11 protein-coding genes and 3 pseudogenes are annotated in these 20,344 nt (G+C 41.4%); 12 read left to right on the top strand and 2 right to left on the bottom strand.

The window, feature by feature from the left end:
* Positions 1 to 102 precede the first annotated feature (102 nt).
* From RS130_RS19850 to RS130_RS19830, 5 genes and pseudogenes are all read left to right on the top strand, one after another.
* Positions 103 to 1,236: a beta-ketoacyl-ACP synthase III gene (locus RS130_RS19850; protein WP_316027357.1), complete on the top strand. Its 1,134-nt coding sequence runs from the start codon at positions 103 to 105 to the stop codon at positions 1,234 to 1,236.
* A 123-nt stretch (positions 1,237 to 1,359) separates the two neighbouring features.
* A pseudogene (prsK, locus tag RS130_RS19845) lies at positions 1,360 to 3,378 on the top strand (XrtA/PEP-CTERM system histidine kinase PrsK).
* A gap of 29 nt (positions 3,379 to 3,407) precedes the next feature.
* Positions 3,408 to 4,766, top strand: a complete 1,359-nt coding sequence (gene prsR / locus RS130_RS19840; protein WP_316027356.1) for a PEP-CTERM-box response regulator transcription factor — start codon at positions 3,408 to 3,410, stop codon at positions 4,764 to 4,766.
* 353 nt (positions 4,767 to 5,119) lie between these two features.
* Positions 5,120 to 6,823 (top strand): Lcl C-terminal domain-containing protein, encoded by a 1,704-nt coding sequence (locus RS130_RS19835; RefSeq protein ID WP_316027355.1) that lies wholly within the window; start codon positions 5,120 to 5,122, stop codon positions 6,821 to 6,823.
* Position 6,824: 1 nt separating this feature from the next.
* A complete protein-coding gene (locus RS130_RS19830; RefSeq protein WP_316027354.1) occupies positions 6,825 to 7,325 on the top strand; it encodes an Lcl C-terminal domain-containing protein in 501 nt (166 codons plus the stop codon).
* A 24-nt stretch (positions 7,326 to 7,349) separates the two neighbouring features.
* Here the strand turns inward: RS130_RS19830 and mnmC are convergent.
* Positions 7,350 to 9,356 (bottom strand): annotated as a pseudogene (gene mnmC / locus RS130_RS19825) (bifunctional tRNA (5-methylaminomethyl-2-thiouridine)(34)-methyltransferase MnmC2/FAD-dependent 5-carboxymethylaminomethyl-2-thiouridine(34) oxidoreductase MnmC1).
* Positions 9,357 to 9,777: 421 nt separating this feature from the next.
* Positions 9,778 to 10,759, bottom strand: a pseudogene (locus RS130_RS19820) (transposase).
* A 207-nt stretch (positions 10,760 to 10,966) separates the two neighbouring features.
* On the opposite strand from RS130_RS19820, the gene fabB reads away from it, so the two are divergent.
* The 7 genes from fabB to RS130_RS19785 all read left to right on the top strand — a co-directional run bounded on the left by fabB (position 10,967) and on the right by RS130_RS19785 (position 20,340).
* Entirely contained in the window at positions 10,967 to 12,181 is a 1,215-nt protein-coding gene (gene fabB / locus RS130_RS19815; RefSeq protein WP_316027353.1) for a beta-ketoacyl-ACP synthase I, read from the top strand.
* 70 nt (positions 12,182 to 12,251) lie between these two features.
* The gene (locus RS130_RS19810) at positions 12,252 to 12,449 is read left to right on the top strand and encodes a DUF2970 domain-containing protein (RefSeq protein ID WP_316027352.1); all 198 of its coding nucleotides are present in this window, start codon (positions 12,252 to 12,254) and stop codon (positions 12,447 to 12,449) included.
* Positions 12,450 to 12,784: 335 nt separating this feature from the next.
* A complete protein-coding gene (locus tag RS130_RS19805) occupies positions 12,785 to 13,903 on the top strand; it encodes a 4-phosphoerythronate dehydrogenase (RefSeq protein ID WP_316027351.1) in 1,119 nt (372 codons plus the stop codon).
* A 56-nt stretch (positions 13,904 to 13,959) separates the two neighbouring features.
* Entirely contained in the window at positions 13,960 to 14,976 is a 1,017-nt protein-coding gene (locus RS130_RS19800; RefSeq protein WP_316027350.1) for an aspartate-semialdehyde dehydrogenase, read from the top strand.
* Positions 14,977 to 15,448: 472 nt separating this feature from the next.
* Positions 15,449 to 19,297 carry a FimV/HubP family polar landmark protein gene (locus tag RS130_RS19795; RefSeq protein WP_316027349.1) on the top strand — a complete coding sequence of 1,283 codons (3,849 nt, stop codon included), beginning with the start codon at positions 15,449 to 15,451 and terminating at the stop codon, positions 19,295 to 19,297.
* A 199-nt stretch (positions 19,298 to 19,496) separates the two neighbouring features.
* Entirely contained in the window at positions 19,497 to 20,141 is a 645-nt protein-coding gene (locus RS130_RS19790) for a cupredoxin domain-containing protein (protein WP_316027348.1), read from the top strand.
* On the top strand, positions 20,134 to 20,340 hold the full coding sequence (locus tag RS130_RS19785; protein WP_316027347.1) for a hypothetical protein: 207 nt from the start codon (positions 20,134 to 20,136) through the stop codon (positions 20,338 to 20,340). The genes RS130_RS19790 and RS130_RS19785 overlap by 8 nt, the downstream gene beginning before the upstream one ends.
* The last annotated feature ends 4 nt before the right edge of the window (positions 20,341 to 20,344 follow it).

The following is a 20,344-nucleotide window of genomic DNA, read 5'->3' as shown; positions in this document are numbered from 1 at the left end:
AAAAGATAAGCTAGCTATATCGCTGTTATTTAAGTGTTTAATAGGCGTCCCTAGATAAATTTTTGTAGCGTGACGTAGTGCTTATTTTAATTAGGATTTTACATGACATCATCTGTGGTAATTAGTGGTTCTGGTTTGTGGACTCCTACACATAGTATTTCAAATGAAGAGTTAGTTGACGCATATAATCGTTATGCCGAAAACTTTAACCGTACTAATCAAGCTGCAATCGACAACCAAGAGGTAGTTGCTAAACCTTTCTCTAGTGCTGAGTTTATTCAAAAGGCATCGGGTATAAAGAGTCGATACGTGTACGTTAAAGACGGTGTGTTAGATATTGAACGGATGCGTCCCAACATACCAGAGCGTGCTGACGATGAAATCTCTGATCAAGCAGAAATGGCGGTGTTTGCCGCCAACAAAGCACTGCTAGAGGCCAATAAGCAGCCCAGTGATATAGATGCGGTGATCGTTGCATGCGCCTATACCCAGCGCAGTTACCCTGCTATTGCAATTGAAGTTCAGGGGGCATTAGGCATTGAAGGTTTTGCTTTTGATATGTTAGTTGCCTGTTCTGCTGCAACGTTTGCCCTGCACAGGGCCTATGAAATGATTGCGGCGGGCACGGCGAAAGCGGTGCTGGTGATCAATCCTGAGCTGACGTCACCGCAAGTGAATTACTGTGATAGAGATAGTCACTTTATCTTTGGTGATGTAGCCACGGCAATGGTGGTTGAAAGTGCAGAAAGCGCGGCCACCACAGGCGCTGAGCATGTATTCGAAATCTTGAGCACCAAAGCGGTCACCACTTATTCGAACAATATTCGCTCTAACTTTGGTTATGTGAGCAGAGTAAATGATGTAGACCCATTCGCAGCTGACAAGCTGTTTCATCAAGAAGGTCGCAAAGTCTTTAAAGAAGTATGCCCAATGGCTGCAACGCATATCTCTGAACATTTAGCGCGTCATCACCTGACACCTGAACATGTAAATCGTTGGTGGTTACACCAAGCAAACATCAACATGAACACACTCATTACTCGTAAATTATTGGGCCGTCAACCTTCAGCGCAAGAAGCGCCTATTGTGTTAGATAGCTATGCCAATACTGCCTCGGCAGGATCTATTATTGCGTTTAATTTACATCATCAAGATATGCACAGTGGCGATTATGGTTTGCTGTGCTCGTTTGGCGCGGGCTATTCCATAGGAAGCTTGGTACTAAAGAAAATTTAATGTGATGTTTCATCGCCACTCGAGTAACCCTATCCCGTAGTTGACACGAATAGGTTTTCTCAGTAATAAAGCATTCTTTTCAAGAATGAAAGGTATAGATGTGAAGGATAAACAGGTTTATTTATGCTAATAACAATTGGTTACGCAGTTTGTACAATAGGTTATATATTTTTACTTTTATTGCTGTTAACCGTACGTAAGTCAGGGCTAGCGAAATATCTATTAATTTTAGCGACGGCTTCAACTTGTTTATGGGCTATCGTGCCATTTTTTTTGTCGCCGATGACAATTGTTCACTTACTCGTTTTTGACAATATCAAAAATTTCTTCTGGTTGTTATTTCTCGCCTCCTGTTTAAAAGATAATTTTAAGACAATTGCCGATGTATTGTGCCGTGCAGATACTTGGCTTATTTTGGCCTTGCCAATTATTGCCCTGATTTTACTGGCTGTAGGAATAGACGATCGGCAGTGGGAGTTTCTTTTACAGACTATTATTGCATTAGAAGTATTGGTTTTGCTCGAAGTGATTTATCGCCAAGCTGGTGATAACGCCTGGGCGCTTAAGCCATTGATTTTATACTTAGCCGCAATCAGTATTTTTGATTTTGTGACATTTGCTAACGCGCTAATGGTAGAAAACATTCACCCTAGTTATATTGCTGCTATGGGATATATTTACACTGCCTTTATTCCATTCTTAATTTTAGCTATTAGACGAGTCAAAACTTGGGGAGTTGAGATTTATATTTCTCGAGAAGTAGTGATGCATAGTACATTGCTGATGGTGGCAGGTGGCTATTTATTTGTTATGGCACTGGTTGGCTATGCAGTGCAATATTTAGGCGGTGAATGGACCTCTACTATCCAGGTGGTGCTGGTTGCGTTGTCTTTAGCCTTATTGGCGACCTTATTTTTATCTTTGAGTTTTTAGAACCAAGATTAAAGTATTTATTACTAAACACTTTTTTGCTAATCAATTTGACTACCGTCACGAATGGTTGAAGTTAACTGAATGTCTCGATGCTGGTGACCCAGAAGGTAATGTTTATGCCACCGGGCTCAGAGGATTTATAAAAGCGTTTGATTATAAGCAAGGCTGCTTTTTGAAGTTAAACAATAGTAGATTGGAGATGATTGCTAATATTGATCAAGATGATTTGTCGCAAAGCGAATTATCTGTTTTATACACCTTTTGTGAATTCTTTCAGAGTAAAAATTGGATTGTAGATATTGATGAGCTTAGGGTGAAACCTTTATGTATGAAGGCCTAAAAGTCAATCACGCATTGCTCAATGACGTGTCATTTCAATTGGTTATTCCTATTTATCAAGGGGAAAATTTGTGGGGAGTGGTGGCCATTCAGGGCGATGAAAATACGAGTAAAAAATTAAATTGGGAATTGCGGGACTATTTAACGGTCGTTTCCGCGCAGATTTCAAATTTTGTATTTCATCATTTAGCAGCCCAAGAAGTCGCAGAAAACGCACAATTTTCTGCCTTTACGCGAATGTCAGCGTTTGTGGTACATGATCTCAAGAACGTTTTAGCACAAATTGATTTGATTCTGTGCAATGCGGAACAACACAAAGATAATCCTGAATTTATTGAAGATACCTTTGAAACACTGCATCATACCAAAGCACGTATGGACAAAATGTTACGTCAACTCACTGAAAAAAACACTGTGCCAATAGGCTCAGATAGCGTTGTGACATTATCTACATGTATAGAGCAAGTTATTGCACAAAGGTGTGGTTCTTATTTACCTAACCCAACGCTAAAAATATTGGATGAATCACCTGTAGTATTAGATCAAGATAAGTTTAGTAATGTGATGTATCACTTAATAAGCAATGCACAACAAGCGACTGACGATCAGGGAGAAGTTAATATTATTCTAGAAAAAACGCTTGACGAAAAATTTGTCATAGTAAAAATTGTAGATAATGGGTCGGGAATGAGTAAAGACTTTATTCGGACTAGGCTGTTTAAACCTTTTGATACAACCAAAGGGAACGCTGGAATGGGGATTGGGGCATATGATGCTAAAGCCTACCTAGAAAAAATAGGTGGACAATTAATTGTTGAAAGTGAAATTCAAGTAGGCAGTACGTTTACATTACGAATTCCAGCACACTAGTAATTACGCATATATAAGGGTTTAACTACATGGATAAGATTTTAGTAGTAGATGACGATTTAGGAATTCAAAAGCAACTAAAGTGGAGCTTTACGGGTTACGACGTGATTTTTGCAGAAGATCGGGCGTCGGCTATTGCTCAACTCAGACGGTATGAGCCCAAGGTTGTTACATTGGATTTGGGGTTACCTCCCGATCCAACCAATGCTAGTGAAGGATTAGCTACGCTAGAAGAGATTTTAGAGCTCGCACCACAAACTAAAGTAATAGTGGTGACGGGGAACAATGACAAACAAAATGCGTTGAAAGCAATTAAAATTGGCGCTTACGACTTTTATCAGAAGCCGATTGATTCAGATACGATCCAAGTTTTAGTGAGTCGTGCAATCAATCTATTTGATTTAGAAATGGAAAATCGCCACCTGAGTGCTGTAGCACCTTCGATGGACCGTATTTTAGGTCAAAGTGAAGGAATATTATTAGCCAGTAGAAAAGCCGAGCGAATAGCTCAAACCGATATCAGTACCTTATTACTGGGAGAGAGCGGCACAGGTAAAGAAGTCTTTGCGCGCAGTATTCATGAACATAGTCTACGAAAAGACAAACCCTTTGTGGCGATAAACTGTGCATCAATCCCAGAAAATTTATTAGAGAGTGAATTGTTTGGGTATGAAAAAGGGGCATTTACTGGCGCTAACAAAACCACTCCAGGCAAAATAGAATCGGCTCAAAATGGTACCTTATTTTTAGATGAAATTGGTGATATGCCGATTGGGCTGCAAGCTAAAATGTTGCGCTTTTTACAAGAGCGGGTAATCGAGCGTGTAGGTGGTCGTAGCGAAATACCAGTCGATATTAGGGTGGTTTGTGCAACCCACAGGGATGTGCAATCGATGGTGGCGGAAGAGACATTCCGCGAAGATTTATTTTATCGAGTCGGTGAAATCAGTATCATGATCCCGCCACTACGAGAACGAGATAATGACGTAGTGTTACTGGCTAAAACATTTTTAGCCCAATATAACGAAGAATTCAAAACCAAAATTAAAGGCTTTAGTGATTCAGCTATTTTAGCGATGAAACAACATAAGTGGCCGGGTAATATTCGTGAATTGCAGAATAAATTAAAATCTGCCGTGATCATGGCCGAAGGTAATCAAATCCAAGCCGAAGACCTAAGCTTAATTGTTAAAGACGAGGGGCCAACCCTCACGTCTTTAAATTTGCGAGAAGTACGGGAGCATGCTGAAAGTCGAGCTATACGCAACGCTTATTTGGTGGCAGATAAAAATATGTCGAAAGCCGCCGAGTTATTGGGTGTGACTAGGCCCACTTTATACTCATTGATCGACAAATATCACTTAGAAGATATAAAAACAGGAGTGTAAAGGCCTCGGCTTTGTTGGTGTTTACATCAATACTGGCAAATTCATCTCGTCGCCAGTGTTTTTGCTTCATTCCGTTTTATTCATAATTCAAGCTCGCATTATTATTAGTGCTGCTAAATAGCGGCACTGATTTCAAGTTTGCCAATCGTTGCTACCTTCGGTTGTTTGTACTGAACGATATTGCTCAGACCATAGCTGTAATTTAATGATTGGCATTTTCTAACGCTCACTTCATTTCTCACAACCTTGTGTGTCGCCATTGTTAAAATGGCTGGCTATTTAAGGTTGGTATAGTTACTGCTTTACTAATTGTAATTTTCACGTTTTTTTCCTTCATATTGGTAAATTATTTTATGAGCGTTGTGCATAAACGGTTGTTGATTTTTGGGGTAGTGAGTTTACTTTTTGTCAGCTGCTCTGGAGGTTCTCTTGATAGTAATACGGGGCAAGATACGCCCGACGTGTTAGTGAATGCTGGACAAAATAAAACGGTAAATGAAGAGACATTGATTACGGTTAATGCCCAAGTATCTGGTGATTCTGACACTTATACTTACTCATGGCGTGCTACACCAGCACTCACGATAACCCATGAGGATCCTGCTACAGGTCTTGCTAGTTTTACTACGCCAACGGTGACTGAAACAGAAATTTATACGCTAACAGCTGTGGTGATTGACGAAAACGGTAATCGTGGTTCTGATGAAGTGATATTCACCGTTAATCCTATTAACAACTTACCAGCCGCAGTACTAACTGTGCCTAGTTTTGCCAATTTGTCTGTAAATGAATTCCCCGCGGGAGAGATTATTACCCTTGATGGAAGTTCCAGTACGGATTCCGATCCTCCGGCAAATTCTGACGCCATTGCCGAGTACTTGTGGCAACAAACCGCCGGAGAACCAATATTAGAGGGGATCAATAATGTAGGTGATACTTTGTCTTTTGCAACGCCTATTGTAGATGAACCAAATGTTATTACCCTTAGCCTAACCGTGACGGACCAAGAAGGAGCAAAGGATACACAAGTTGTCAATTTGGCGATTCAAAGTGCTAGTCAAACCTTGCCTAAAGTAGAAGCAGGAGTTAATCACGAAGTTTTTTCGGGCGAGATAATAAATTTAAATGGCGCTGCCAGTACTAACATTGCGGCTTCTAGGCCACTAACTTCAAACTGGCTAAACGACTCTGAAAATACGCCTATCATCGCCGATAAAAGCAATCTAGAAACTTATGCTATTGCCCCTGCAGTTTCGCAACAACAAAGTGTTACCTTCACACTAGAGATAGAAGATTTTCAAGGTAATGAAGTAGAAGACAGTATAACGGTAACGGTTAAACCTCTACCTATTCAACCGTTAAATGATACTGGTGTGACACAACAAGCTAACAACACAGAAGTGGTGAGTCTTTATCAGGCGGGTTTCCCAGGGCAAGACGGGCAACGTGGACAAGATGTTATTCACCAGAATGGCTTGTCGGCTAAAGCGGGTCGAGGACAGCAAGGCTTTGATTTTACAAAGTTAGATGTAGTTGGCGACGAAGTCGATGACCCGTCGCAAGATTGGAGTTGTGTGAGAGATAATATTACCGGTTTGGTATGGGAAGTTAAAACGGCTGTTTCTACAACCACCTTACACAGTAGTCAACACACCTTTTCTTGGTACCAAGAGAGTGAGATAGAATTCCAAGGGGATGAACAGGCCACTAATGCCGTTTGCAATTTGGCCGAGTGTAATTCTAGTGCTTTTGTAAACGAAGTTAACCAACAAGGTCTATGTAATTTTAGAGATTGGCGACTGCCAACTCATGAAGAATTATTGTCGATTGTTCATTTTGGTAGAACTAGCGCGCCTACTGTTGATGAGGAATACTTCCCTTATACCAGTGATGCGTTGGGCTCGCCGGTTTGGTATTGGACTGGAGAATCTAGTGCTGATGGCACCTCTGCTGAAGGTGCCCAAAATGCTTGGGCGATAGACTTTACATCAGGCAATGATAATTTTTTACATAAATCTACAGCAGCGAGCATTCGCTTAGTTAGGGCAGGTCGATAATATGCGTTTATTAATTCTGGGGTGTTTATTTTGGTCTTTCGCTGCAATGAGTCAAACCTGTCTGGTAGATTTTGACGCCGCCACGCAAGAAGAAGAGTTTTTAGATAATGGAGACGGTACGGCAACGGACTTATCGTTGGGTCTTATGTGGATGCGCTGTAGCTTGGGACAAACATGGCAAAACGAAACCTGTGAGGGCGACGCCAGTGAGTTAAGCTGGCAACAAGCTTTACAGGCCGCCCATGGCTACCAGTATGCGGATAAACTAGGTTGGCGAGTGCCGAATATAAAAGAGTTGGCCAGTTTGACCGAGCGAAAATGCGTACGACCCGCTATCAATGAGTTATTTTTTCCGAATACTCCTTCAGATGATTTTTGGACGTCAACCCCTTCGGTTATGGATCACGAAAGGGCGTGGGTTGTGGCATTTTTTAATAGCAGTAACTCTATCAAAGATAAAAAACTATTTGTCTTTACGCGTCTAGTTCGCAACCTCGATTAGTAAGCTTTAGGTTAGACTAGATCGTTAAATTTCTCTGCGAATAAGGCCACGTATTAAAAATCGATTCGGGTTGAGTGCATCAAGCAATTGATTAGGTAATGGAAGCGCTTGTCCAGTGATTTGACTGGCTAACATTTCAGCACATAAAGGTGCCGTACTTAACCCCTAGAGCCCAAGCCCGATAACATATATAGGTTGGGATGATCAATTGGCAAAGAGTAACGGGCTGCTGGCAGTGCTTTGTACAAATCTTGGTATGCTACTTTTTGTTGCTGGAAATTTGGTACCGCACCCACCATAGGCAGGTGGTCAGGGGTACTGGCTCTTATGGCTGCTCGTCCTGTGCTGTCAGTCGAAATATTGTGTATCCAATTGCAATTGGCTAGGGCTTTTTGATGCATGCAGAGGTTGGTGCTTTGTTCTGACTGACGGTACTCGCAATCTCTATCATTTTTAATATAAGTTGAACCTAATGCATGTCTTTGTTGCCATGCTGGGGTTAGATAGCCTTTATGGCAAAGCACGGTAGCTAAGTCGGCTAATTCTGCTTGACTGGGTACTGCTTCAACTTGACCTCGTACTAAGCGGAACGGTAAGTTTGCAATGAGTGGGATATCAACACTGTCACTGCCTGTGGCTAGTATCACTATATCTGCCGAGCTTTGACTACCGTCCGCCCAAGTTAATTGCCATGTATTGTGCTGTCGTGTTAAATCACTTAAATTTTTGTTAGGCGTCACGTCAGTTTGGCTGGCGGTTATTAGCGCTTGGATTAATTGCGCTGGATTGATCCAACCCGCGTCAGGCACAAATAATCCCGGATAAGGTAAATGGATATTCGCTTGTTGACTGGCTTGCTCGGCTGTTAGCCAATGTATAAAAGAAGTGGGCCAAGTCTGATTGTCGATCATTTTATGGTAGCGACGCGTGACGTTCCCATTGAATGCCAATAGCAATGTGCCGCACCAATTGTGGGTGTAGTCAAAACCATCCACTAATAGCTGCTTATAAACGCGAGATGCATAAGTAAAACTCGCCGCATGAATTTGACTGGATACGCCCGCCTCTGCATTCAACTGAGGATAAAAGCCGCCTTGAGGATTGCCCGATGCCCCTTGGGCTAGACTGGCGTCTTTACAATAAATATTAGCCTTTAAGCCCTTTTTAGCCAGCGCATAAGCACAATTAGCTCCGGCCAATCCTCCACCTATAATAGCTACACTAGGGAGGTGTTGTTCGTTTGCTTGGTGAGGTTGGTAACCCGTACGTACATAATAAGGTAAACGTGCTGGCGCATTTTTTTGACGACAAAAGGTGCCTGCCAACATTTCTCTCTTGCGTCCGTGTCCAGTGACATTTCTGGGCTGCAAATCCTGCTTGAATCAAACCTCGGCGAACATGACCGGCTGCGGTAAACGTTGCAAAACTGCATGCATCTTTCGCCAATCTGGCCATATGTTCGAATAAAGACTGCGTCCACATTTCTGGATTCTTACTCGGCGCAAAACCATCCAAAAACCAAGCGTCAACTATACCTGTAGAGGTATTTTGTATCTGAGGTAACACTTGATGAACATCACCGAGCCATAAATCTAAGGTGACACGACCTTGCAAAAAATTGAGGCGATGGCATCCAGCGATTGGCAACGGGTATTGTCTTAGCAATGATTCAGAATAAACTTGCAACTCTGGATAAACCGTCAACGCTTGTTTGAGGTCATTGGCTGAAATAGGGAACTTTTCAATCGAAATAAAATGTAAATTAAGTTCAGCCTGCGGATTACTTAAAAGGTAGTTGTCGAACAACGCAATAGTCGCTAAAAAATTCAATCCGGTGCCAAATCCTGTCTCAGCAATGGTAAAAAATCCACACTTCCAACTAGACCAACGTTCGAGCAGCCGATTATTGGCGATGAATACGTGGTGAGTTTCAGCCAATCCTTGGGAGTCTGAGAAGTAAATATCTGCAAATTCAGTCGCAATAGGTGTGCCATTTTCATTAAATTCAATATTTGCGGTGTTAATACTCAAGTGATTGCCTAACAGTTTTTTACTAGTACAAAAGTCTTTAGTTTAAAGGATCAAACGAATAGCAACAATTGATGTTGAGTATTCTTTATGTGGATATCCTGCAATTGCCCCCAGACTTTGAAAAAGTAGAGGAGATCAAACCAACCAATTGAGACACCCATCAACCAATCAACCAATCAACCAATTGAGACACCCATAACCAACCAATTGAGACACCAACCAATTGATACACCCATGACAAAATCGAGCTTTAAACCATCTTAGCTCCCGCTTTTCTAATCCATTCGGTTTAAATTATGCTCAAGACAACTAAATTGATGATGTTTGCGGGTATGATGACGTGATTTTGTGGGGGGGGGAATATCAGGCATGCTAATTCTCAACAGCGATGTTGATGAGGTTTGTTACTTTGGAAAAAAGGCTAAGCGTGTTTGAGTAGGGTTTTGGCTTTACCTATGCCTCGTATTTTTTGATGTTGGGTGTGTAGGCTGAAGTTTCGCATTAAATGTTCACTGCCTACAGCGTAACAAAAGTGCTTTTCGAATTCGGTGGTTAAGGTCAACCATTGTTCGTTGTTTAGGCCTAGCCTTTGTAGAATGGGGTGTTGCTGTGTATCGATTAATCCTGACTTATCATCTCTGATAACACGACCTGTGGTGTCGATGAGGTCGCAGTAATCTTTTAGTGAAAAAGCGATGCCCCTCGGCATGTTTTGCCTGTAGGTTGCCAACAAATGGCATTAAACCTTTGGGTTGCTGGTGTTGTCTCAAAGCTTGTATCCGAGTTTGAATACTGGTGTGGTCAGAGTCCTCAGGTGTGTTGGCCATATTGGCGCGAATGGGGTTTAAGTCCACGTAAGCCATGCAGGCCAGTAGGGCTGATTTATCGAGTAGTGCTTGAGACTTAAACCGTCCTTCCCAGAATCTGCCAGTGCAGGCATCTTCTTTGTTGGCTTCTCGGGCTATGTACTCATTGAGATTACGCATCAACCAACTGATGTCATACAAACGCATCCGGTAAATTTCAACGGTTTCTAGAAGGGTATGCCGCTCACTCTTGCTCAACGTGTCATCTCGCATAAACCGCTGCGACAACAAGGTGCCTTTATGCAGTTGATGCCAGCGAACGAGCACTTGTTTCACCGTCCAGCGCTCAGCCAATGGTTTGTTCACGCACAGCACCACATGAGTGTGATTGCTCATCACCGCATAGGCGCAAATGTCGATAGCAAAGATACGGCTTAAATGAAGCAAGCGTGTTTCAACCCAAGCCCGCCTATGTTCATAGCTCTGGCCTGTCAACGTATCTTCACCACACAAAAATGAACGGCGAACACAGCGTGAAACACAATGATAATAAGGGGTGTCGACTAAACTGATTTGGCTTTTACGAGACTGAGGCATCATGGCCATCCTTGGTTGAATCACTACCGTTAGTCTAGTTCAAATTGCGGATTCGTCGAATTTAATCATGGGTGTCTTGATTGGGGGAGTAACAATTGTTGGCTTTTACTTAGATTTCATTTAAGCTAACACTTGTACGCTCAAAGCAGACCAGTTGTTCGTTAAAATTCATTAATATGTCCACAAATTTTTCTTGAAGGGTTAATCATGAGAAGAGCAGTAATTACCGGGCTAGGTATTGTATCTAGTATTGGTAACAATAAAAATGAAGTGACAGAGTCTCTAAGAGAAGGTCGCTCGGGAATCACTTTTTCTGAAGAGTTTCAGCAAGCTGGCTTGCGTAGCCAAGTTTGGGGTAAAGTCGATTTAGACATTAAAGAACACATTGACCGTAAAATTTTACGTTTCATGGGTGAAGCAGCTGGTTATGCCTATATTGCAATGCAGCAAGCCATTGAGGATTCTGGACTAACCGATGATTTAGTGTCTAATGTTAGAACCGGGATCATTGCTGGTTCAGGTGGCGCATCTTCGAAAAACCAAGTCGAAGCGATAGATATTTTACGTGAAAAAGGCGTGAAACGTATCGGGCCATATATGGTTACACGTTGTATGGGAAGTACTGTTTCTGCTTGTCTAGCGACTCCTTTTAAAATTAAAGGTGTCAATTATTCGATTAGCTCGGCTTGTTCAACTAGTGCGCATTGTATTGGTAATGCGTTGGAACAAATTCAGTTAGGCAAGCAGGATATTATTTTTGCTGGTGGTGGTGAAGAGTTACATTACACTTTGTCAGCAGAATTTGATGCGATGGGAGCTATGTCTACTAAGTATAATGATGATCCTACTAAAGCATCTCGTACTTATGATTCTGCTAGAGATGGCTTTGTTGGCGCTGGCGGTGGCGGCATGGTGGTAGTTGAAGAACTCGAACATGCTTTGGCTCGCGGTGCTAAGATTTATGCTGAAATTGTTGGCTACGGTGCCACATCAGATGGCGCTGATATGGTTGCTCCATCTGGTGAGGGGGCAGTGCGATGCATGCAGCAAGCTATGCAAGGCATTGATAAACCAATTGATTATATTAATACTCATGGTACATCAACTCCGGTAGGAGATGTTAAAGAATTATGGGCTATCCGCGAAGTATTTGGTGAGACTACGCCTCCGCTTAGTGCGACCAAAGCGATGACTGGTCATGCTCTTGGTGCGGCTGGTGTAAACGAAGCTATCTATAGCATATTAATGATGGAAAATGATTTTATTGCACCATCAATTAATATTGAGAATTTAGATGAAAAAGCCGAAGGTATGGACGTTGTCACAGAAACTCGTGAGACTACTTTAACGACAGTTATGTCTAACAGCTTTGGTTTTGGTGGCACTAACGCGACCTTAGTTATGCAAAAGTACCAAGATTAATTGTCTGAAAAACGTGCAAATTGACAAAAGCCAGCTTATGCTGGCTTTTTTGTTTTTCAAGGATAAGTCGATGAAAAAGCTTAGCAAAAAAACTAATTTATGGCAGGTATTTAAAGGTGTCGCCGCAAGTATGTTGGGGGTGCAAAGCAATGCTAATTATAAGAGTGATTTTGAGCAAGAGTCGTTTGTACCCTTTGTCGTCATTGGTGTAGTCTTCGTTTTAGGCTTGATTGGAATACTGTTATTATTGGTAAATTTGAGTGTTTAATGTAGCAATTACATGCTATTCCAGCGCTTCAGTGAGTATGCAAAACAATTGGATTAAGGGGATGTTTATCAGGTAAACCTTTTGGAGTTGACAACGGTCCGATTCGTTTTAGTCGTTTGCCGTCAACACAAAAAAACGGTAGAAGTCTTCTGCGTTCTATCCTGTCATAAAAGAGCGCAGCTCTTGCTTAAGGCTTGACCATGAATCAAAAACTTTTAATTATCCTGAATACGGCATATTGAGCTCGTTTAGTCGCAGAGTAATTTGGCTAGTTTTCTTAAAATATCCACTATGGCATAATGTCTGCCCTCATATTTCAACCCTGACAGTTAAAGATGAAAATATATTACGAAGACAGCATGCCATACGCGGCGGAATTTTTTGCAGATTTGGGTGAAGCAGTTGTGTTTTCTCATAAAACAATTGATGCTGAAACCATTAAAGATGCCGATGTCTTGCTGGTTCGTTCAACTACTAAAGTTAATCAGGAATTACTGCATTTAGCCACAAATCTAAAATTTGTGGGGACTGCTACGGCGGGTACGGATCATGTTGATATTAAATACTTAGCGAGTCGTGGAATTCCATTTTTCTCTGCTGGAGGTTGCAATGCCGTGGCCGTGGCCGAATATGTGTTAAGTACATTATTCGTGATGGCCGACAAACTAGATTGGCAAGTGGCTGACAAAACTATAGGTATTATTGGTGCCGGTCATGTTGGAACCGCGTTGTCTAAACATTTATCAGCACTAGGGATTAATTACAAATTGTGTGATCCACCGTTACAAGATAATGGGGACTCTAGAACATTTGTGTCAATGCAAGAAATTATGCAGTGCGATGTCATTACCCTACATGTGCCTTGGGTTAAAGACGGCGTTTATAAGACAGAGAATATGTTTGACAAGGCACAACTTGCGCAACTGTCTGATGGGCAAGTCCTGATCAATGCCTGTCGTGGTGAGGTATTGAATAATCAAGCTGCGCTTGAATTATTTAAAGAAGGGCATAGGTTTCAATTGGTGCTAGACGTGTGGGAAAATGAACCCGACATCAATCTTGAACTCATGCCATTTACTGCGTTGGCTACGGCGCATATAGCTGGGCATACTATTGAAGGAAAAGCTCGTGGGACGGAAATGTTGTATTTGGACTTGTGCCAACAACTTAATATCCAGCCAAATAAGGAATTGACTGATTATTTGCCAATTGCTGCTCCGAGCGATATTGCCTTAGAATCGACCGAACCGTTCTGGCAAGGTATTAGAAATATAGTACTGGATGTATACAATATTGCTGATGATGACCGCCAATTTAAGGCGCAGGTTGATGGTGGAGAACAATTTAGATATATCCGAAAACACTATCCTATAAGAAGAGAGTTTTCCGCAATTAAGGTTAATGCTGGAAATTTTGTTAATTCAAAGGCAATCTACGACCTTGGATTTTTGTGAATATACAAGTAACCAAACAATTAATATAAATTTAAATTTTTAGGAGTAATGTAAACATGTCTCGGGCCTTTGATGTCGCAGTGTTGGGTGCTACTGGATTAGTAGGACAACATATGATCGAAATTCTTGAACAAAGAGGATTTCCGGTCAACAAACTTTATCCATTAGCTAGCGCACGTTCTGCCGGTGGTAAGGTGACCTTCAAGGGAGAAGAAATTACTGTGTTAAATGCTGATGAATTTGATTGGAGTCAAGTTCAAATTGGTTTCTTTTCTGCAGGTGGTAGTGTTTCTGAAAAATTTGCGCCAATGGCTGCGGAAGCTGGCTGCGTAGTAATAGACAACACGTCGCATTACCGCTACGAAGCTGATATTCCTTTAGTTGTGCCAGAGGTCAATCCTCAAGCTCTAGCTGATTTTCGCAATCGTAATATCATTGCAAACCCAAACTGTTCAACTATTCAAATGATGGTTGCACTAAAACCGATTCAAGATGCTGTGGGTATTGACCGTATCAACGTATCTACTTATCAAGGTGTTTCGGGTGCTGGTAAAACTGCAATGGATGAGTTGGCCAACCAAACAGCAGCATTGTTAAGTGGTAAAGAAGTTAAGGTAGAGGCGTTTAGCCGTCAAATTGCTTTTAACGTGATCCCTCAAATTGATGTCTTTACTGACAATGACTACACCAAAGAAGAAATGAAGATGGTCTGGGAAACGAAAAAAATCTTAGGTGACGACAGTATTTTAGTGAATGCTACCGCTGTTCGTGTTCCTGTGTTTTTTGGCCATGGCGAATCAATTCATTTAGAAACGCGTGCACCGATTGATGCTGAAGAAGTGAAAGCGCTGTTAGCTGATGCCCCAGGCGTTACCTTGAAAGCCGATAGAGAGGAGTTTCCTACTCAAGTAGGTGATGCTAGCGGAAAAGATGATGTATATGTGGGCCGAGTGAGAAATGACATCACTCACCCAAATGGCATTAATATGTGGGTTGTTGCAGATAACGTACGTAAAGGTGCGGCACTTAATAGTATACAAATCGCTGAAGTACTTATTCGCGACTATATGTAAAATTTAATGTGTCAAAAAAGCCGCAATTTATTGCGGCTTTTTTGATCGACAGGCATAAACGCTCTTGAATTAAAGGGGTAAATTATGCTCGTCACTTGTTGAATTATAAATAGGCGATAACCCTTTAAAAACAACATCTAGTGTTATAGACCAAAATTTGCATCTAGTTTATAGTTGTGAAAATAATTTATTGTTGTGAAACTTGGAATATGATTTGCTAATGTGTTTTATAATGCCAATTAAATGGCAGTGGCATTAAAACATCTATACCTAAAATCATTGGTATCGCATTATTGTCAATGAATATAGCTAGTAAACAGGCGGTATTAGGATTAAAAGTATGAGTGTTTAGTTAACAACAATAATTGTGTTTCATTTAAATAAATATTTGTCTACTTAGCTTCATTTATTGCCCTAACATTAAACCGAGCTAGTTTGTCAGTTAAGCATGCTGAGATTAAAAAGGAACTCTATGAATTTGCGAAAGATAGCGGTGCAAATCGTTGTATTATTGACTTTTGTGACATCCGCCGTTTACGCCGCTGATTTTGAAAACGTTAGGATTAAAGGCCCTAAGAATTCTGCACCTGAATTTTCCGGCGTTACCTACGGTCCAATTGAGTCTTCTGATACGTTATGGCAGATTTCCCAACGTTATCGCCAAAACAGCGCGCTTTCGATTTATCAGGTTATGCAAGCTATTTTTGAGCTTAATCCTGACGCTTTTGAACAAAATAATATTAATTTGTTGAAAGACGGTTCTACGTTAAGACTCCCTTCAGAAAGTTACATTGCAAGAGTCAATAAACAGCAAGCTGCAAGTCGAGCTGAAACAGATAAGCAAAAATTACAGTCTTCTGCAGGAGGCGCTGGTAACAATCCCAAACAACCAGAGGTAGTCGCGGCAAGTCAAACTGAGTTAACCGAAGCCAAGCAAATTTTAGAGCAAAAATTAGGGGATATTAATGACCTACAAACTCGGCAGTTTATGGCCATTAGGAAACAATTTGCTGAGTCGATTAGTAGTGTTCAATCAATACTAGAGGAAAACAGAAAGTTATTTGAACGTCTTGAAAAAGTGGATACCGATCTTACCAATATGCGTACTCAGGGAGAAAAGAGTGACGAAAAGGTAGCACAAATAGACAAAAGCGTTGAAGAATTATTAGCTCAAGCCCGTAAAGAAAAAGCCGAGAAAGAGGCGCTAATTGCAAAGCAGCAGTCGTCTTGGCTGAATGACCCAATAAACCTCATCTTGTTATCTATGTTGCCTGTTTTATTGACCTTAGCAGGTCTAGCCTATTGGTTGATTAAACGTAAGTCCTCAGTTGTTGAAACGCCCATTGATGAAGATTTAGAACAAGATTTGACATTAGATAAGCACACCATAGAAATGGATGATTTATCTGATGCGTTAAGCGCTGAATTATCTGAAGAAGTGGAAGACGAATTAGATGATGACAATTTGTTTGGAGAGGACGATGTTTTAGATGATGTACTGTCTGATGAGTTGGAAGAGTCGCTGGAAGATTTCACTGAAGATGAATTGGATGAGCCGTTAGTCGAAGAATCTGAAATATTCGATGAACTTGGCGATGACCTTCTAGAGGAAGATGCAAAGAATCGTGGAGCCATAAAACAGGATGATTTGGATGAGTTGTTTGCTGAAGAAAACAATTTACTAGCTGAGGTTGAAGATGAGGACGCAGATAACAATGCGGATGATAGCCTATTAGCTGAAATTGATCTTGGTGACGATCCTGCAGATATACTGATTGAAGAGAGTGAGGGGGTAGCAGAGCAACAAAATGAAGTCGAACAACCTGAAATTAGCATTGATGAACTGCTAGAAGACTCGCAGTCCAACATGTTGCCAGAGAACAGTCCTATTGGTGAATCGGAAGAATTCAATGAAGAATCGTTGCAGTCACTTGATAAAGAAATAGCTGCGCAGAATGAAGAATTAGACAAAGTGACAGGCTCATTGATTGATGAGCTTGAACAAGTAGAGCAAATGCGTGAAATGTTGCCTGACGAAGACGAAGAGGCAGTCGACCCAGAAAATGTTCAACACGGTATTCAAACGTTAGATGAGCTTGAAAGCGAGGTTGACGACGAACTATTAAATGATGTTTTAGATGAAATTGCAGAAGACGCTGAACCAGAAATCGAAACTGAACCAGAAGTCGAAGCTGAACCAGAAGTCGAAGCTGAACCAGAAATTGAAGCTGAACCAGAAGTCGAAGCTGAACCAGAAATTGAAGCTGAACCAGAAATTGAAGCAGAACCAGAAGCCGAAGCAGAGCCAGAAGTCGAAGCAGAGCCAGAAGTCGAAGCAGAACCAGAAGCCGAAGCAGAGCCAGAAGTCGAAGCAGAGCCAGAAGCCGAAGCCGAAGCAGAACCAGAAGCCGAAGCAGAGCCAGAAGTCGAAGCTGAACCAGAAGTCGAAACTGAACCAGAAGTCGAAGCTGAACCAGAAATTGAAGCTGAACCAGAAATTGAAGCTGAACCAGAAATTGAAGCTGAACCAGAAATTGAAGCTGAACCAGAAGTCGAAGCTGAACCAGAAATTGAAGTTGAACCAGAAATTGAAGCTGAACCAGAAATTGAAGCTGAAACAGAAGTAGAAGCTGAAACAGAAGACGAAGCTGAACCAGAAGTCGAAGCTGAACCAGAAATTGAACCAGAAATTGAAGCAGAACCAGAAGCCGAAGCAGAGCCAGAAGTAGAAGCAGAGCCAGAAGTCGAAGCAGAACCAGAAATTGAAGCTGAACCAGAAGTCGAAGCTGAATCAGAAGTCGAAGCTGAATCAGAAGTAGAAGCTGAAACAGAAGTCGAAACTGAACCAGAAGTCGAAACTGAACCAGAAGTCGAAGCTGAACCAGAAGTCGAAGCAGAGCCAGAAGTCGAAGCACAGCCAGAAGTCGAAGCAGAGCCAGAAGTCGAAGCAGAGCCAGAAGTCGAAGCAGAAGTCGAAGCTGAGCCAGAAATTGAAGTAGAACCAGAAGCCGAAGCTGAACCAGAAGCCAAAGCAGAAGTCGAAGCTGAAGCTGAAGCTGAAGCTGAAGCTGAAGCTGAAGCTGAAGCTGAAGCTGAAGCTGAAGCTGAAGCAGAAGTCGAAGCTGAATCAGAAGTCGAAGCTGAAACAGAAGTCGAAACTGAACCAGAAGTCGAAACTGAACCAGAAGTCGAAACTGAAGCAGAAGTCGAAGCTGAACCAGAAGCCGAAGCAGAGCCAGAAGTCGAAGCAGAGCCAGAAGTCGAAGCAGAACCAGAAATTGAAGCTGAACCAGAAGTCGAAGCTGAACCAGAAGTCGAAGCTGAAGCAGAAGTCGAAGCTGAGCCAGAAATTGAAGTAGAACCAGAAGCCGAAGCTGAACCAGAAGCCAAAGCTGAAGCAGAAGCAGAAGTCGAAGCTGAATCAGAAGTCGATATTGACGAGCTTGAGCTTGACCTTGAAGAGCTTAGTGAACTCGATGATCTAGAATCAATTGAAAGCTCGCTAGACGAAGATCAACTAGAGAGAGCTTTAGAAGATTTTGAAAACGAAGAATTAGATGAGGTGTTACAAGATTTAACCTCCAATAATTCAACGACTATCGGTTCGCTAGACGATTTAGAATTCGGTGCGGCGGCAGAAGATTTTTTCGCTAACGAGCATAATGACACTACGCATGCAGAGAAAAAGCCTAATGATATCGCGTCAGTTTCTAACTTTGATGATCTCGCTTTGGATGAAGCCCTAGGGCAATTTGATGATGACTCGGCAACCAAGCATGATTCAGCAGCCGATGAGTTAGATGACTTACCTGGATTGGGTGATTGGTTAGATGGTAGTCAGTCAGACAAAGATTCAGAGCTCTTGGATGAATTAGAAGAATCTAGTTTCGATGACTTGTTAGACTCTATTGATAGTAAAGATGATGATGAACCTGTTGCTGCACAAGAATATGATACGGGCATCGACATTGAAGCACTATTGAATGAATCTCCAGAAGAAGAACTTGATGCGCTAGACGAGGAGGATTTTCTGGATGTTGAAGCACTTCTTGATGACAGTGCATCAGCTGAGTCCTTTGAAGAAAATGTAAAAGAATTAGATTTAGATATGTCAATAGAACCATTTGTAAGTGAAGATGATGATTTGCAAATGATTGATGTGGATGCAGATAACGGTATAGGCGCTAAACTAGATTTAGCTCATGCCTATATTGAAATTGGTGAGCTTGATTCTGCTAGAGAATTACTGGATGAAATTATTCAAAAAGGTGATCAAGCACAAAAAGAGAGTGCAATCAAAGTGCTAGGTGAAATCGATTAAAAACAGGTTAGTTAAGGACATACAATCTGCTGCGAAGTGTGGCAATTTTTAGAAATGTGATAAAAGAAATTGCCTTTACCTTGAATGATTAAAGTCAAAACCTCTGTCTAAGAGGTGTTGATCTTTGTTATTAGACGGTTTAAGTTGTTTGTAGAGATATTTCACTGCAGTTTATTGTTATTGTTTTTAATGAGATGTTATGTATAGAATTTTGTGCGTTTTTGTTTTGCTGTTTTCTGGTTCTAATAGTTTCTCAAAAGAAATCATGGTCAATGTGTCGGCATTGAACGGTGCTAGTGTTTCCAACGTGGTTGTTTATCTGCAACCTAGTGTGAAACAGCAAAGTACTCCACCGAGCGACGTTGCTATTATGGATCAAATTGATACTCAATTTTCCCCACATATTTTAGCGATACAAAAAAATGCCTTGGTAAAATTCCCGAATTCCGACTCTATTAAACACCATGTGTACTCTTTTTCTGCGGCCAAAACATTTGAGCTACAACTCTATAAAGATCTGCAAGCTGATCCTTTGCTGTTTTCTAAAGAGGGGGTAGTAGAATTAGGCTGTAACGTACATGATTGGATGCTAGGTTATATTTTTATAGTCGACTCTCCCTATTTTGCAAAATCGGATAAAAATGGCAATGTTAGGATAGATGTGCCTTTAGGGGATTATACGTTGAAAGTTTGGAGTCCGTTGATCCAAGATGATTTAGATACGTTAAGCACCCAACTCAAGGTGTCAGATAATACCAAAATGCAAAAAATCACTTTGAAAAAAGCACTGTTACCTAATCTAATTGAGTACGAGAGTTCAGACGAATTCCAAGATTATGATTAGACTTAAACGGGCAACAGCTTCCTTACAAAAACGTATTGCGTTATTTTTTTTATTGCTATTAATTATTGTGGTCAGTGTCACCCTAGTGGTGGTTTGGCAGACCACCTACAATCACCTTACTACACAGCTTGTTTCGCAATTTAACACCGCTAAAGCTGTGGTCGAAGAGAGAATTCAGAGCCAAGTGCAAAAGCGTTAGAGGC

The organism is Paraglaciecola aquimarina (genome assembly GCF_032464635.1).
GTDB lineage: Bacteria > Pseudomonadota > Gammaproteobacteria > Enterobacterales > Alteromonadaceae > Paraglaciecola > Paraglaciecola aquimarina.
This window is presented reverse-complemented; position numbering and strand designations above follow the sequence as displayed.